Source organism: Mesorhizobium sp. B2-4-18 (genome assembly GCF_006441385.1).
GTDB lineage: Bacteria > Pseudomonadota > Alphaproteobacteria > Rhizobiales > Rhizobiaceae > Mesorhizobium > Mesorhizobium australicum.
The window spans coordinates 337,799-353,375 of sequence record NZ_VFUW01000007.1 but is presented as its reverse complement, the minus strand read 5'-3'; the positions used below and the strand labels follow the sequence as shown (position 1 = coordinate 353,375).

Genomic DNA, 15,577 nt, shown 5'->3' with positions numbered 1-15,577 from the left:
CGTCGTTGGTGAGCGCGTCGATCGTGAACGGCGCATTCTCCGTCGCCTGCGTGGCACTGTCGTTGTTGGCGTGCGGCACGTCATCAGTAACATTAACCTGAACCGTCGCGCTGGCCTGGCTACCGTCCGTATCGGTGGCGACCACGTTGATGCCGGTCAGGTTGATGATGTTCTGTCCGCCCGCGTCGGGATGCGGGAAGTTGTCGAGCAGCGTCACATTGACTGTCGCCGAGCCGTTACCTCCCGCCAGGATCGGCAGGGACGATGCGACGAGGTCGATCTGGATGGCTTCGATGCCGTTGATGGAACCGACAATCTGAGTCGGCCCCGCCAGCGTCCAGACGATGTCGGCGCCGGCAACTCCGTTGACATCCGCCGTGATCCCGGCAACCGACGAGAACGCCAGCCCGGTGATGTTGTCGGAACCGGCGTGGAACGTTACCGTCCCGCTGCCGTCCTCGACGTTGGTCGCGGCCGCGCTGCCGGTCGCATTGGCGGTGCCGAGCCCTGCCTCGTCCACCGAAATGATGGCGTTCAAGACCACCGACGGGCCTTCCCCATCGCCTATGGTGATATTGAGCGTCGTCTGCGAGGTGTCGCCGTCGCCGTCCTTCAGCGTGTAGGTGAAGGTGTCGGTCACCGGAGAGGCGTTGTTGATGTTGGAGTTGGCTACATAGCTATAAGTGCCGTCCGGGTTCAGCGTCAGCGTGCCGTACTGGCCGACGACATGGAAGTCGCCGCCTACCACCGTCGTTGCCCCGGCGCCCGTAACTCCGCTCACCGAGGCGCCGTCCGCGCCCTTGGTGTCGCCGCCGGCAGCATTGCCGTCGCTACCAAGCCCGGTGATCACGTTGCCATTCGCTGTGCCGCCTTCCGTGGTACTGTCGGTGTCGACAACCGCCGTCGGCACGTCGTCGATGATGGCAACGGTGAAGGTCGTGCTCGCCGTATCGCCGTCGACATCCGTGACGGTGATGCTGAAATTGTCCGGAACCGTATCGTTGGCGTCGTATCCGGTCGTGCTGACGGGATGCGTCACCGACTGGGTCACGGTGTAGTCATACTGGATGGCACCCGTGCCAGGATCGTACGACAGGATCGTGATGTAGCCGAACTGCCCTGAAATTTGCTGGCCGACGCCGGTCACGGTGGTGCCGTTGATGACGATCGAGCCGATGCCATCGGGTGCGTCGATGCTGATCGTCCCGACGCCGGAAGTTTCGGAGTTGGTCGGTGCCTCGCTGCCCGGCGATTGTTGCGCGCCGCCATCGAGTCCGGTTTCGCTGGCCGCCTGATCAGGGTTGGTCAGCGACATGGCCACGACGGAGACGCCTCTGTCGACCAAAGAGGGAAACAGCTCATGCCGCTCGAGCTGCCCAAACTGCAGGTCCGTCGGCGGCAGGAGCGCCGACAGGCCGAAGCCGTCGCCGATCCCGCCGGCAGGCTGTTCGAAATTCCCGCCGGCGCTCGAGGTCGTGCTGCCACCGGCCGATATCGAGCCGTCCGCGCCAAAGGCGACATCGACATGGCTCGCTTCCAGCGCTGCGATCAAGGCCACGCGCGGCACTTCGACGTCGCCGATGATGAAGGTCGGCACATGCAGGGCACCGTCCTTGATGACGATGACCGAGCCGTCCGCCTGCTCGAGCACGAGGTTGTGGCCGTCGACCTTGATGTTGTCGATCGAGACATTGGCGGGAAGTTTGACGACGTTGCTTGCGTCCGCGACGTATTCGTGCGGGGCGTTTGCCGCTGGCGGAGCTGCCGCCGGCGCACCGCCACCGACATCGACCGGCACAGGCTCGGCCGCGGCCGGCGCTGTTTGGACCGGTGCCGCCGCTTGCTCGGCCGGCGCGGCTTGCGCCACCACCTGGGTCGGCGCTGTCAGGTCGTGATGATCGCTGGAGACGGAATGCTCGTCCCACGAGTTCGAAAGATTGTCCAGTTCAATACTGTTCGCCATAGCTCAAACCCCTCCGGTATTTCCCGGATAGAGACAGGCGGCGGCTTGACTTTGCAACGGTCCGTCAATGCATTCTATATATTTGGATATGCCTCCGATGACTTTTTTTACGCTTGGTAAACTGTGAACATATAATCAGTTATATGTTGTCTGGAAGGCATAGCGCTTCGCCACCGGCGGCGCGGAAAACTTGGTAAATATAAGTATAAATACATGTAAAATTTTACTAAAATCAGCAAAGTGAATTCGTAGGAAACTTATCCATCTTCCTTTTCAGTAATTTGAGACAAAATTGGTAGCGTCCCACAGTTAAAGGTGGGCGTCATGAAAAAACAAAGGAATGCTCCGGGGAAGTGCAAGCTCAAGCTGCTTCTGCTGGCGGTGGGGATAGCCGGCTCGGCGCAGCCAGCCCTTGCCGGACCCGTCATCAGGAATTTCATGCCCGAAGCAGCACTGCTTGGAGTGGTCCAGGCGCCGCTTGGCCTCGGCGGCATTTCGCTGCAGAGATACCAGCCCTGGCAGCCGGCCACCCCCTACCGGATCAGCCTTGTCCTGAACGGATATGGTCCCGTTTCCGCTCAAGACGGGTCCAGCGCCTCGATGGCGCAAGAGGGCAGGGGTGTCGACCCGATGCAGACGGCGTCGATTATCCCGGGCGTGTTCGGGTCGGTTGCGCTGTCCATGCGCAATTTTCCCGTTTCGGCGCGTTGGGCACCGGTCTACCGAGCCATAACCGCTTGCACCGCGGGCAGCCCCTGTGACCACGAGAGCCCAGCCTTCGCGGCCATGGTCTCGGCCGCCCAAGGCAAGGGGTTCGTCGAAAAACTGTCGTTCATCGACAGCGGCATCAACCACCTGATCGCCTATAAGAAGGACAGCGTCGTTTACGGCAAGCTTGATTACTGGGCGAAGCCTTCGGAGATCCTCGCCAATCGTGCTGGCGACTGCGAGGACTTCGCCATTCTCAAGATGACCGCGTTGCTGAGGGCCGGCATTCCGGCACGCAGCATGTCGCTCGTCGTTCTCCAGGACCGCAAGCGGGGCTTCTTCCACGCCGTGCTTTCGGTCAGCACCGCAAGCGGCGCTTATATTCTCGACAGTCTCAACGATACGGTGCTCAAGGACAGCGCCCTTCCGAATTATCAGCCACTGTACTCGTTCAGCACCGACCGGGCCTGGATCCACGGGTCCAAATCGGGAGACGCCCAGATGGCCGATGTCAAGGGCGGTTTCGCAACCGTCGCCCCTGGCGAAGGCGTCCAGGCGGAAGTCAAGTAAGGGGCCCGCGCGCCGGCTTTCTTGTCCCGGTTGATTGGCGGACAATTTCGGGAAAAGTCCCTTGGTGGTTTTCCGGCGGAATTGCGTCAGCAGATAGGGCGGTTCAGCGTTTGCGTGAAACGAGGAACGGCGCTAGCCGTTGAAGACGAAAGCCATCAGCAATTCCAGGTCCAGCACCGGCGCCCGCACCACGTTCAATTGGCCCCGGTAACGGCGTTCGCCGGCTCCAATCACAAATCCGCTCGCAACGGCAACATCGCCATTGGTGTCGAGGCGGGCGAATATATCGGCCACGTTGAGATCCAGCGCCAGCTTCAGGTCCTGGCGCGTGTCTTCGTCGAATGCCGCCGGCAATTGTCGTTTGACCAATTGCTGGAACGGCGCATTGAAGGTCACGATCTTCTTCGTCGAGGCCAAGGCGAAGGCCGGCGACGGGCAGGCAAGCAGAATGGCGTTTATCGTCCTGATCGATGCAAGCCTACGCAAATTCAGATTCTCGCGCCCCAACTCGCGTATGCAGGCCACCCGGATTGCCGAGGTCAAGTTTCCTTTCTCCGCGTGACCTTCGGCGATCTCGTCGACCAGCATGCCGATCGTGCATTTGCGGCTTTCAGCCATCTGTTTCAGCGAAACCCAGAAAGCCCGTTCAAGCCGAATGCCGCGCCTGATGCCGCCGCGCGCCACGACGCGGAACTCGAGTTCGAAATCTTCTGTCGGGAGTGGCAGAAGCAAGTGGTCGCTCCGGGTCGCGGGAGAGGTGGCGCTAGCGCTCACTCATTGCCTCCTGGCGGGCTTTGTTGATCGGCTTCAGCAGGTAGCTCAGGATCGTCTTGCGACCGGTCTTGATATCCACGGAACAGATCATGCCGGGGATGATCGAATATGCCTTTCCGTCTCGCTCCAGTGTCGATCTATCGGTTGAAACACGCACCTGATAGTAGGGCTCGCCCGTCTTCTGATCGACCAGGCTGTCGGCGGTAATGTTTGAAACCTTGCCTTCAATGCCGCCAAAGATCGAGAAATCATAAGCCGTGACTTTGATCAAGGCATCCTGATCTGGGCGGATAAACGCGACATCGCGGGGCGAAACACGTGCTTCGACCAGCAATGTCTCGGAAGTGGGCACGATGCCGGCCACGACAGTACCCGGCTGGACGAAGGCGCCGACGGTGTTCAGTTCCATCGTGTTGACGATGCCGTCCACCGGCGAGCGGATATCCGTTCGCGCGACCTTGTCGGTCGCGCCGCGAATGGTTTCGTCCACCACTGAAAGATCGGCCAAGGCCTGCGTCAGGTCATCGAGCGCTTCCTGCTTCAACTGCAGCCCGAGTTCCTCGACCTGGAGCTGCGCCTCGGTGATCGCCGACTTGCCCTTCTTTATCGTCTCGCCGGCCAGGTTCAATTGGCCGTTGAGTTCGGTCTGTTCCTGCTCGACCTTAAGCTGCTCGGTCCTTGCCATCAGACCTTTCTTGACCATCGCCTCGACCAGCTTCGCCTGCTGGTCGCTCACAGCCAGGTTTTTTGTCAGGCGGTCGAGATTGGCGTTCGCCTCGTCCAGTTCTTTTTCGCGCTGGTCGAGTCGCGACTTGAGCACCGACAGCTTGTTGTCGAAGTTTTCGCGCCGGGCAACGAGGAGATTTTGTTCGTTGTCACAGATTTCCGGCGCCACGGATTGGATGTCCTGCGGACAGGGAAACGATCCGGTGATGCTGCCGCTCTGTTCGTATTTGAGCCTGGCGATGCGTGTTTGCAGGGCCCGCGCCTTGGCTTGCTGTTCGCCGAGGCTGGATGTGTTCAAAGTATTGTCGAGGCGGATAATAAGGTCGTTCTTCCTGACGACCTGCCCCACCTTCACGGCGATTTCCTGAACGACGCCCGGCTCGCTGGCTTGAATGACCTGGGTCTTGGAGGCCGGTATGACCTTGCCGTCGCCACGCGCGATCTCGTCGACCTCGGCGAAGGACGACCAAGCGACAAAGGCGACGAAGAGCGCCCCTATGATGAATATGGACGCCGTCGCGAAAAGCGGCGGGCGGTCTTCCCTGGCAAGCATTTCCCACGCCCCGTTATCATATCGGTTTCAGCCCGATATAATTTGTTCATTCAGGAATTCGTTCTCTGCAGCGCCTGAATGACTTGTTCTTTTGGCCCGTCGGCAACTATCTTTCCTTGTTCGATAACAATGAGGCGATCAGCCAATTCGAGCATGCTGAAGCGATGCGTCGAGACGATCAGCGTCGTGTTGTGGTCGAAAGCGGTCTTGAGTTGCTTTATCAGTTGCCGTTCCGACGCCAGATCCATCGAGCCGGACGGTTCATCCAGAAAGACGATCTTCGGCTTGGTCAAAAGCAGCCGGGCGATCGCCACCGTCTGTCTCTGCCCGCCGGAAAGATTGGTGCCCCGTTCACCGACGTTCATGTCGTAGCCACGCGGGTGGCGAGACACGAACTCGTCGACGCCGGCGGCTTTCGCGGCTTCGATGATCTGCTCGTCGGTCGCCTCCGGAGATGCCATCAGCAGGTTCTCCTTGATGGTGCCCGAAAACAGATCGCCGGCTTGCGCGACGATGCCGACGGCGGCGCGCACCTCTGACGGGTGATACTGGCGGATGTCGATGCCATCCAGCAGCAATTCGCCGGAGCTTGGCAGAAAAAGCCTGCCGATCAGGCGTCCCATCGTCGTCTTGCCCGATCCGATGCGGCCGATGATGCCGATGCGCTCTCCCGGCTTCACCGAAAAGTTCAGGCCGGACAGAACCTCGTTTTCCGATCCGGGGTAGACAAAGCCGACATTCTTGAACGTCATCGCGCCATTGCGAATCGGGCGATTGACGAAGCCCACAGTATCCGGCCGGTCCTCCGGCTGTGCCATGATGGAATTCACCATTCTCAAGGAGAGCATGGCCTGGCGAAATCTCGACAAGGTGATCGCGATCTGGCCGAGCGGAGCCACGGCCCGGCTCGCCAGCATCACCGTTCCGATGATGGCTCCTGTCGAAACATGCCCTTCCGAAAAGGCGTAGGCTCCAGCCACGACCAGGGCGACCGTCACAAGCTGCTGGATGGCCTGGGTGATGTTGCCGGCCGCCGCCGAGAGCTGCTTGATCTTCTCGGAAGTGTTGGCCGCATTCTTCGAATGCTCGCCCCACTTCCTCAGCAAATAGGCTTCGGCTCGCAGCGACTTGATCGTTTCCAGCGTGGAGATGGACTCGACCAGCAGAGCCTGGCGCTGGGAGGCTTCATTCATGGAGGCTGCGACCCGTTTGCCGATGCGGCGTTGCGTGACCAGGCCAACGACCACCGACGCCACAAATGCGAGGGCCGGGATGACGACCAGCCAGCCGCCGATCGCATAGATGACGAGCAGGAAGATGAAGACGAAAGCCGTATCGATGAACACGCTGATCGTGTTGGAGGTGAAAAATTCCCTGACGAACTCATATTGGGTGACGCGGTTGGCATATTCGCCTGTCGAGCCCGGGCGCGCGGACAGGGATGAATTCAGCACCTTCTCGAACAGCAGATACGATATCCGCAAGTCCGCCTTGCGCCCGGCATAGTCGATGAGCGAGGCTCGGGCCGTTTTCAAAAGCAGATCGAAGAGAATGACGGCGCCAATGCCGATCGCCAGCACCCAAAGCGTCGATATCGCCTTGTTCGGCAATATGCGGTCATAGACATTCATGGTGAAGATCGGCGAGGCGATGGCCAAAAGATTGATGAAGATCGCCGACAGCACGACCTTGGAATAGGTGCGCCAGAAAGCGCCCATCGTCCCCGTCAGCCAATGGCGCCGCTCGATCTGCTGCGCCGACCCGACCTTCATGCCCTCGGTGGCGTTGGCATAGGTGATCGAGAAGGATACACCGCCACTGATGTAACTTGCGGCCAGCTCGGATTTGCCGATAGTCGTGCGCCCGTCTTCCTGCGGGGCCGTAAGATACCCGTCGCCGTCGATTTCCGCCAGCAGAGCGACCGGCAACTGACTGACACGGAAGAGAATTGCCGGAAGATCGACACGACCGCGCAGGAAGTCGCGATGGTTGAATTCCTGGGTCTCGAGACCGATGCGCTCGGCAAGATGCCGGATCTCGGTGACCTCGATGCGCGTGTCCGAAATCGGCACTCCGGCAAACAGCACGGTCTCGGCGCTCGGCCTGCCGAGATAGGCAGCCACCGCCGAAAAGCAGGCCTTGAACGCCTCCTTGGGCGACAGAATATGTGGCTGCTGATTCACGACCCGCCCGCCAGAACCCTCAACACTCCTTACGGCTCACTTCTTCCTGACAGGGGCGAGGATATCGAAGGGCAGGTCGTTCTTCTGTTCCGACGGGGTCCGTGCATAGGTTTCGGTGTCCGGGATCTCCGGAACCGCGAATTCATCCTTGGCGTAGGCCGCGGCCTGCTTCGGCGGCTGGATGTCCATCGTTTTCAGCAACTGCCCGGTTGCCGCCAGAAGTCGGTATTGGGCAAAGAGGGATGCGTAGGACGCGGTGTCCGCCAGCGTTGCTGTGTTGAACCGCGTATTCTGCGCATCCAGCACATCGAGCAGCGAGCGCTGTCCGACCTTGAACTGCTCGCGATAAGAGGCAACCAGCTTCTCGTTGGAAGCGGCTTGCAGCTTCAGGGTCTTTGCCAGGTCGGCTTGCCGGAAGCGGCGATCCCACGACGTGCGAACGGCTTCTTCGATCTCCCGCAGAACCTGATGCAGCCCAAGCCGCTGTTCGCTGGCGCGGCGGATCTGCTCCTGCTCATTCGCTTTGTCGATGCCGCCCCGATACAGGTTCCACCGCAGCACCACCCGTGCCTGCAGATCGGAGGTGTCTCCATTGTCGCCGTCAATGTCGTATCCGGCCCGGGCAACGCCTTCGGCGACGACCGACGGGCCGTATTTCGCCCGAGCGGCGTCAACCTGCGAGCCCGCGGCGGCGATATCGCTATTGGCCATGTGGACGCGCGGGTTGTTCTCCCGCGCAATGCCCAGCGCGTCGTCCAGGGACCTTGGCAGTGCAGAGGAAACGTCGCCTGGCCGCGATGCATTGGTCAGCGGTTTCCCGACGGTCTTGAAGAAACGTATTCTCGAGGCCTCGAGTTCCTCGGAAGCCTCCTGCATGCGGGCCTTGGCCGCAAACAAGCGCTCCTCGGCCTGTTGCCGGTCGGCTTCGTTCAATCCGCCGCCTGCTATGCCTTCCCTGATGTCGTGGAGAATCGCTTGGTGAAAGCCCAGATTCTTCTTTGCCTCGGCCACGATCGAGGCCTGAAGCATGTATTCCAGGTAATCCTGGACGACAGACAGCCCGATGAACTCAGATCGCTCCAGCACGCGGAATGAGGCGCCATCCACTCGCGAGGCTTGACGGTTGAGTTCGGCTCGCCTTGCGCCACTATCATAAAGCGTTTGCGAAACCGTCAGATCGGTCTCCGCGGGATAAAGCGCATCGTGCTCGATGGAGAGCGCGCGGCGGGAGGAGTTGTCCAGGCGGCGAGCACCAGCGGATGCCTCCAGGTCGACGCTTGGAAGATAGAGCCCTTTTGCTTGCCGCAGTTCGAACTCGATGGCCTCGCGGTTTTCGATGGCCTGGCCGATTTCCGGGTTGGATTCCACCGCGACCGCCATGGCTTCCTTGAGTGTCAGCGCATGCGCGCCCCAGCAGCTCAGCATGGTAGCCGTCATCAAGAGACCAACGCCCATGACCTTGGTCGACAGACCTGTCGTCTTCATTTTCCCACCCACGTTTCCCCGCGCTTTTTAAGAGCGCCCCAGCCGGGCTTGGCGCCTGACCTTGCCACTATCTTGCAAATTAACGTGCGCGTTTCATTATTAAGCTGTGACTAAATCATAGAATTTAGGCAGACGGTCAAAAAATGTAGCAAAAATAGCACACATTTGGGACGCCGGCGGGATCAAATGCCGGCATCGAAACTTGAAGCCCCGAGACAAGATATTGAAGATGGGCAACAGCAAGCCTGTTCTGGCATATGCCGATGAGTACGCATGTCCGCAAACAAAGTTGCTCTCGCGGAGGCAATAAGGCGCCTTCAACAGCTCGGGTGCAGAAGGATTTGGTCCGGCCCACCCAGATTGACGACATGTTCTGGTCGCGCCCGCTGTGGTTTGCGAGATCGCTGACGCACTGCCGAGCGTGACACTTCTTGGTTAAGTCTAGGCTGCAGAGTGTTTGGATCAGGGCTTATTCGGTGCGCGCTTCGGCCTCGAATGGAGTCTGCGCTTGGCTGGGGCGCCAGGATTCGAACCTGGGAATGTCGGTACCAAAAACCGATGCCTTACCACTTGGCGACGCCCCAATAGCCGTCAGAGTCGCTGTGCGGCGCGTTATTAGCAGAGCAGCCGAAAAGCACAATGCTTATGAACGACCGCGAAGACGCTCGGCTGACCAGCGGTGCAATCGGCGCTTGGTGATCCACAAGCGGACTAGTGGGACCACACAGCCAGCTCGTTGCCGGCTGGATCGACGAAGTGGAAGCGTCGGCCGCCGGGGAATGAGAATATCCGCCTGACGATCGTTCCGCCGGCGCTTTCGACGGCGCGAAGGGTTTCCTCCAGATTGTCGCTGTAAAGCACGGGCAACGGCTTGGCCGGTGCTTCCGCGGCATCGGCCTGAAAGCCGCCATCCAGGCCCTCGGCGAAGGCCGAATAGGTCGGCCCATAATCTGTGAAAGACCAAGCGAAGGCGGCGCTGTAGAAGGCCTTCAACCGATCCAGCGTGCCGCCGGTCGCCGGCATTTCCAGATAGTCCAGTTTTCCAGGCTGTTTCATGACGCACCTCTTGTTCCCTTTATGTTCTAGACGTCGAGCCGTGAGGTGGCAAGTCTTTTTGCCACAGGCCCAGGCGGAGTTTTTTCTTAATCGATTGTAGCGGCCGAACGGCTTGCCGACGCCTTGCCTTTCGCACTGCAGCATCATATCGCTCCAAAGTCGGGCACGGATGGAACTTTGCGTTTCGCCAATCTTTCCAATCTCCTGCAACCGGAGAGCAAGCATGACCAAATGGGTTTTCACCTTTGGCGATGGTGCGGCGGAAGGCCGTGCCAGCGACAAGAATCTGCTGGGCGGAAAGGGCGCCAACCTGGCCGAGATGTGCAGCCTGGGGCTGCCAGTGCCGCCGGGCTTTACGATCACCACCGAGGTCTGCAATGCCTATTATGCCAACGGTCGCACCCACCCGGCGGGATTGGAGGCTGATGTCGCAGTCGCCCTCGACCATATCGGCCGGCTGACTGGCCGCCGGTTCGGCGACCCGTCGAAGCTGCTCCTGGTTTCGGTGCGTTCCGGCGCCCGGGCGTCGATGCCCGGCATGATGGACACCGTGCTCAATCTCGGATTGAACGACGAGACAGTCGAGGCGCTGGCCGCCGATTCCGGCGATGCGCGCTTTGCCTATGACAGCTACCGCCGTTTCATCCAGATGTATTCCGATGTCGTCATGGGCCTCGATCACGAGGTGTTCGAGGAAATCCTGGAAGACCAGAAAGCCAGCCTCGGCCACGAGCTCGATACCGAACTGACGGCGATCGAATGGCAAGGCGTCATCGCGCTCTACAAGGCCAAGGTCGAGGAGGAACTCGGCAGGCCGTTCCCGCAGGATCCGCACGAGCAACTCTGGGGCGCGATCGGCGCGGTGTTTTCAAGCTGGATGAACAACCGGGCCATCACCTACCGGCGTCTGCACGATATCCCGGAAAGCTGGGGCACGGCGGTCAATGTCCAGGCCATGGTGTTTGGCAATATGGGCGAGACCTCGGCCACCGGCGTTGCCTTCACCCGCAACCCCTCGACCGGTGAAAAAATGCTTTATGGAGAGTTCCTGGTGAATGCGCAGGGCGAGGATGTCGTCGCCGGCATCCGCACGCCGCAGAACATCACCGAGGCGGCGCGCATCGCGGCCGGTTCCGACAAGCCTTCGCTGCAGAAGCTGATGCCGGATGCCTTCCAGTCCTTCGTCACCATCTCCGACAGCCTGGAAAAGCACTACCGCGACATGCAGGATCTCGAATTCACCATCGAGCGCGGTAAATTGTGGATGCTGCAGACCCGGTCCGGCAAGCGGACCGCCAAGGCGGCGCTCAGGATCGCGGTTGAAATGGCAAGGGACGGCCTGATCACGAAGCAAGAAGCCGTCGCACGCATCGATCCTGCTTCTCTTGACCAATTGCTCCACCCGACCATCGACCCAAAGGCCGCACGAGACATCATCGGCGTCGGGCTGCCGGCGTCTCCGGGTGCTGCCACCGGCGAGATCGTCTTTTCTTCCGGCGATGCCGAGGATCTGAAGACGCAGGGGCGCAAGGCGATCCTGGTGCGTATCGAGACCAGTCCGGAAGATATCCATGGCATGCATGCGGCCGAAGGCATCCTGACCACGCGCGGCGGCATGACCAGCCACGCAGCGGTCGTCGCGCGCGGCATGGGCAAGCCTTGCGTGTCGGGAGCCGGCTCGCTGCGCGTCGACTACAAGGCAGGCACGCTGGTCTCGATGGGGCAGACCTTCCGCAAGGGCGACATCATCACCATCGACGGCGGCAACGGCCAGGTGCTCAAGGGCGCCGTGGCGATGCTGCAGCCGGAATTGTCCGGCGATTTCGCCGCCATCATGGAATGGGCGGACGCGGTACGCCGCATGAAGGTGCGCACCAATGCCGAAACGCCGCTCGATGCCCGCATGGCGCGCTCCTTCGGCGCCGAGGGCATCGGGCTATGCCGCACCGAGCACATGTTCTTCGACGGCGCCCGCATCGTCGCCATGCGCGAGATGATCCTGGCCGACACCGAGAAGGATCGCCGCGCGGCGCTGGCCAAGCTTCTGCCCATGCAGCGCTCGGATTTCCTGGAGCTGTTCGAGATCATGGCCGGCCTGCCGGTGACGATCCGCCTGCTCGATCCGCCGCTGCACGAATTCCTGCCCAAGACCGAAGCGGAAGTCGCCGAAGTCGCGGCCGCCATGAACGTGTCGGCAGACAAGCTCAGGCAGCGCACCGAGGCCCTGCACGAATTCAACCCGATGCTAGGCCATCGCGGCTGCCGGCTCGCCGTCTCCTACCCCGAGATCGCCGAGATGCAGGCGCGCGCCATTTTCGAGGCGGCAGTCGAGGCCGGCAAGAAAGCCGGCGCGCTGGTCGTCCCCGAGATCATGGTGCCGCTGGTCGGTCTGGCGAAGGAACTCGATTTTGTGAAGGCACGCATCGACGCCGTCGCCAAGAGCGTCATGGACGAGAGCGGCGTCAACATCGATTACCTGACTGGGACCATGATTGAGCTTCCCCGCGCGGCGATCCGCGCCCATGTCATTGCCGAGTCGGCCGAGTTCTTCTCCTTCGGCACCAACGACCTCACCCAGACCACCTTCGGCATCTCGCGCGACGATGCCGCCTCCTTCCTGGAGACGTATCGCCAGAAAGGCATCATCGAGCAGGATCCGTTCGTTTCGCTCGACATTGAGGGCGTCGGCGAACTGGTGCGCATGGCGGCGCAGAAGGGCAGGGCGACGCGACCCGACATCAAGCTCGGCATCTGCGGCGAACATGGCGGCGATCCCTCGTCGATCCGCTTCTGCGAGGAGGTCGGGCTCGACTACGTCTCCTGCTCGCCCTACCGCGTGCCGATCGCCAGACTGGCAGCGGCGCAGGCTGCAGTGCAGACAACGACCACGGGGCGTGGATAGACCGGTCCGAGCTTACGGTTTTGTATGAAAACTCACGCGAACGTGCTAGAGGTATCGCGCAATCTCGCCATTGTTTCTGACCAATTTCGTGATGATCGCCAAACGTCTCCGGAAACATATGTTGCAGATTTCACCCGCTCCGTTCCGCTCGATCCTGATCATTCAAACGAAGTTCATAGGCGATATCGTCCTCGCTTCGACCCTCGCCAGGAACCTTCGGCTCGAATTCCCCGGTGCCAGGATCGTGTTCCTCTGCGAAGCGCACTTGGCGAGCTTCGTGATTGCGCATGGCATCGCTTCGGAGGTGGTTCCGTTCAGGCGGGCTCGCGCGCGGGGCACCCCGCTGGAGCGCGGAAAAGAGCTCTACGCAACGGTGAAGGCGCTGCGCGGCTTCTGCTTCGATTTGACGATCGACCTGACCGATTCGAAGACCTCTCGGCTTATCAGCGGCTTGGTCAACGCAAAGACACGCGTCGGCTACAATCCCCCGGAAAGGCCGCTGAAGCTGCTGGAGCGGCAGCCCGCCAATGTGTTTGCCAAACCATTCGGGTTTGGCGGCCAGCATTTTGTTTATCGCTATCTCTCCCCTCTTGAAGCGCTCGGCATCGATCTGCGGGTGACGGTACCGAGCCTCCAGCCGCCGCCATTCGAGGCCGCGAAAGCCTTGGCGCTTCTGGGCACGCACCACATCCGTCCGAACGCCTTCGTCGCTGTCCACGCAGGCGCGAGTTTCAAGGGCCGGCAGTGGCAGCCGGAACGGTTTGCCGAGGCGATTGACCAGATTGCGGCCGAAACCGGACTGGGCATCGTCCTGGTGGGAGGGCCGGGCGAAGGTGAAACCGCCGCGCGGATCGTTGCCGAGACGGCGACGCCGGTGGTGGACCTGGTCGGAGCGCTGTCGCTCGAGACCCTGCTGGCCGTCCTGGAACAGGCTCGGCTGTTTCTGGGCAATGAAAGCGGGCCGATGCATATGGCCGCTGCCGCCGGCACCCCGGTTGTCGGCCTTTTCGGCCTGACGCATCCGTCACGCTGGGGACCTGTCGGCGTGCCCAGCATCGCGCTTCGGCCGTCAATGCCATGCGACTGCGTGGCCAAGGATTTGTGTCGCCGAACCGATCCCAGCAAGGCGTGCTGCGTTTGGCGCCTGGAGGTGAAGCCGGTTGTCGAAGCGGCGCGCGAAATTCTCGCGCGCACCGAGCTGAAAAATGAACGCGCTGTCTGAGGGCGATGGAACGGCAAGACTGTCGCTGAACGGCTCGTCGACCAAGTGGGAGGTCAAATTGCCGCGCCAGGCGTTTTTCTGCTATCCCTCGTCCGATTTCCGCCTTCATGCGGGTCTTGGGATGTCGGCTTGAAACCGCCGGTGGGGAACTTGGTTCGATGCATTTGCCGCAAAAACATCTCTGCATGATCGCCATGTCGGTGGCGCTGATATCCAGCGCCCATGCCACGCCGCTGGTCGAACCCACGCTGCACATCAAGCCGGCTGCAAGCGGAACCGGTCGCGTTGCACTCACGCTCGATGCCTGCGGCGGCAAGACCGACACGCGCATTCTCTCGGCGTTGGTGGACAACAAGATACCGGCTACCATTTTCGTCACCGGCATCTGGCTGAAGCGCAACGCCGAGGCCGTCGCGATCATGCGGGCGCATCCCGACCTGTTCGAGCTGGAAAATCACGGTGGCCGGCATATCCCGGCGGTCGACACGCCACAGAAGATCTATGGCATACGCAGCGCCGGCAGCCCGGAAGCAGTCCTTGCCGAAGTCGAATCGGGGGCCGCGGCTCTGGCCACGACCGGCGAACCGGCGCCGAAATGGTTCCGTGGCGCAACAGCCGAATACAGTCCCTCGGCCATTGCGATGATCCGCAAACTCGGCTTCAAGATTGCCGGCTTCTCGATCAATGGCGACGGTGGCTCGCTGCTCGGCGCCAAGGAAACGGCCAGGCGCATCGCCGCCGCCAAGGACGGTGATGTCATCATCTCCCACATCAATCAGCCGACCCATGCCGCCGGCGAGGGCGTGGTTCAGGGCCTGCTGGCGCTCAAGGACAAGGGCATGACCTTCGTGCGCCTCGACGATGCCGACGGAACGGGTAATCACGGCACCACCGACTAAGGGCCGGCATCACCCGAATATCAATGCCCCTGAGTGTCTTCAAGCCGAAGCGTTCAGTCCGGCTTGGCCTCGATGCTGACCTTGCTGGCGTAGAACGCGCCGTGGTCGCGGATGTCGGTCATCTCGTCGAAGGGCTGCCGATAGGCCCACATCGCGTCCTTGCCCGCTTCGCCCGCCGGCAGCACGCTCCAATAGCTGGCATCACCCTTGTAGGGGCAGTGCGTCGCGTGATCCGTTCGGCTGAGCTTGTCGAAATCGATGTCGGCGAACGGAATGTAGAAGGCGGCGGGGTAGGGGGCCTCCGTCAGCACTTTCGCCCTGGCGGAAGAAGCGATGACCGTACTGCCGGCGTGGATTGTGACGGTGCCGGAATAGGGCTCTATCGTGATGATCTTGTCGGGATTGCGCTGGAAGCCGGGTGCCGGGTTGGCGATCTTGTCCATGCTGGTTCTCCTTGCCCCGACTTTAGGTGTGGTGGGCGACCGGATAGAACAAGGCCCGTGGTCACAAACAAGCAGACACCAAGCGCCCGTGCG

The 15,577-nt window shown here is 61.2% G+C and carries 12 protein-coding genes and 1 tRNA gene; 5 read left to right on the top strand and 8 right to left on the bottom strand.

Annotated features, from left to right (window positions below):
- The coding region (locus FJ527_RS19280) for an Ig-like domain-containing protein (protein ID WP_210241253.1) at positions 1–1,963 on the bottom strand (1,963 nt) is incomplete at its 3' end.
- Positions 1,964–2,287: 324 nt separating this feature from the next.
- Here FJ527_RS19280 and FJ527_RS19275 point away from each other — a divergent pair.
- Entirely contained in the window at positions 2,288–3,241 is a 954-nt protein-coding gene (locus tag FJ527_RS19275) for a transglutaminase-like cysteine peptidase (protein ID WP_140823855.1), read from the top strand.
- 132 nt (positions 3,242–3,373) lie between these two features.
- Here the strand turns inward: FJ527_RS19275 and FJ527_RS19270 are convergent, their stop codons facing one another.
- The 6 genes from FJ527_RS19270 to FJ527_RS19245 all read right to left on the bottom strand — a co-directional run bounded on the left by FJ527_RS19270 (position 3,374) and on the right by FJ527_RS19245 (position 10,018).
- Positions 3,374–4,015 (bottom strand): ribbon-helix-helix domain-containing protein, encoded by a 642-nt coding sequence (locus FJ527_RS19270; RefSeq protein ID WP_140618714.1) that lies wholly within the window; start codon positions 4,013–4,015, stop codon positions 3,374–3,376.
- On the bottom strand, positions 4,005–5,294 hold the full coding sequence (locus FJ527_RS19265; RefSeq protein ID WP_140718404.1) for an HlyD family type I secretion periplasmic adaptor subunit: 1,290 nt from the start codon (positions 5,292–5,294) through the stop codon (positions 4,005–4,007). The genes FJ527_RS19270 and FJ527_RS19265 overlap by 11 nt, the downstream gene beginning before the upstream one ends.
- Before the next feature lie 50 nt (positions 5,295–5,344).
- Positions 5,345–7,477, bottom strand: coding sequence for a type I secretion system permease/ATPase (locus FJ527_RS19260; RefSeq protein WP_140793427.1), 2,133 nt, complete (start codon positions 7,475–7,477; stop codon positions 5,345–5,347).
- 36 nt (positions 7,478–7,513) lie between these two features.
- Entirely contained in the window at positions 7,514–8,962 is a 1,449-nt protein-coding gene (locus FJ527_RS19255; RefSeq protein WP_015318755.1) for a TolC family protein, read from the bottom strand.
- A 509-nt stretch (positions 8,963–9,471) separates the two neighbouring features.
- Positions 9,472–9,546, bottom strand: a tRNA-Gln gene (locus FJ527_RS19250).
- Between the two features lie 127 nt (positions 9,547–9,673).
- Positions 9,674–10,018, bottom strand: coding sequence for a VOC family protein (locus tag FJ527_RS19245; protein WP_015318754.1), 345 nt, complete (start codon positions 10,016–10,018; stop codon positions 9,674–9,676).
- Between the two features lie 223 nt (positions 10,019–10,241).
- Here FJ527_RS19245 and ppdK point away from each other — a divergent pair, with 223 nt between their 5' ends.
- The 4 genes from ppdK to FJ527_RS19230 all read left to right on the top strand — a co-directional run bounded on the left by ppdK (position 10,242) and on the right by FJ527_RS19230 (position 15,041).
- Entirely contained in the window at positions 10,242–12,920 is a 2,679-nt protein-coding gene (gene ppdK / locus FJ527_RS19240) for a pyruvate, phosphate dikinase (RefSeq protein WP_140726501.1), read from the top strand.
- Positions 12,921–13,293: 373 nt separating this feature from the next.
- Positions 13,294–14,142, top strand: coding sequence for a glycosyltransferase family 9 protein (locus tag FJ527_RS19235; RefSeq protein ID WP_246677740.1), 849 nt, complete (start codon positions 13,294–13,296; stop codon positions 14,140–14,142).
- Positions 14,126–14,275 (top strand): hypothetical protein, encoded by a 150-nt coding sequence (locus FJ527_RS29355; RefSeq protein WP_015318751.1) that lies wholly within the window; start codon positions 14,126–14,128, stop codon positions 14,273–14,275. Before FJ527_RS19235 ends, FJ527_RS29355 begins: the two co-directional genes overlap by 17 nt.
- A 25-nt stretch (positions 14,276–14,300) precedes the next feature.
- Positions 14,301–15,041 carry a polysaccharide deacetylase family protein gene (locus FJ527_RS19230; protein ID WP_015318750.1) on the top strand — a complete coding sequence of 247 codons (741 nt, stop codon included), beginning with the start codon at positions 14,301–14,303 and terminating at the stop codon, positions 15,039–15,041.
- Positions 15,042–15,094: 53 nt separating this feature from the next.
- Here the strand turns inward: FJ527_RS19230 and FJ527_RS19225 are convergent, their stop codons facing one another.
- The gene (locus tag FJ527_RS19225) at positions 15,095–15,484 is read right to left on the bottom strand and encodes a DUF427 domain-containing protein (RefSeq protein ID WP_140823853.1); all 390 of its coding nucleotides are present in this window, start codon (positions 15,482–15,484) and stop codon (positions 15,095–15,097) included.
- Positions 15,485–15,577 lie beyond the last annotated feature (93 nt).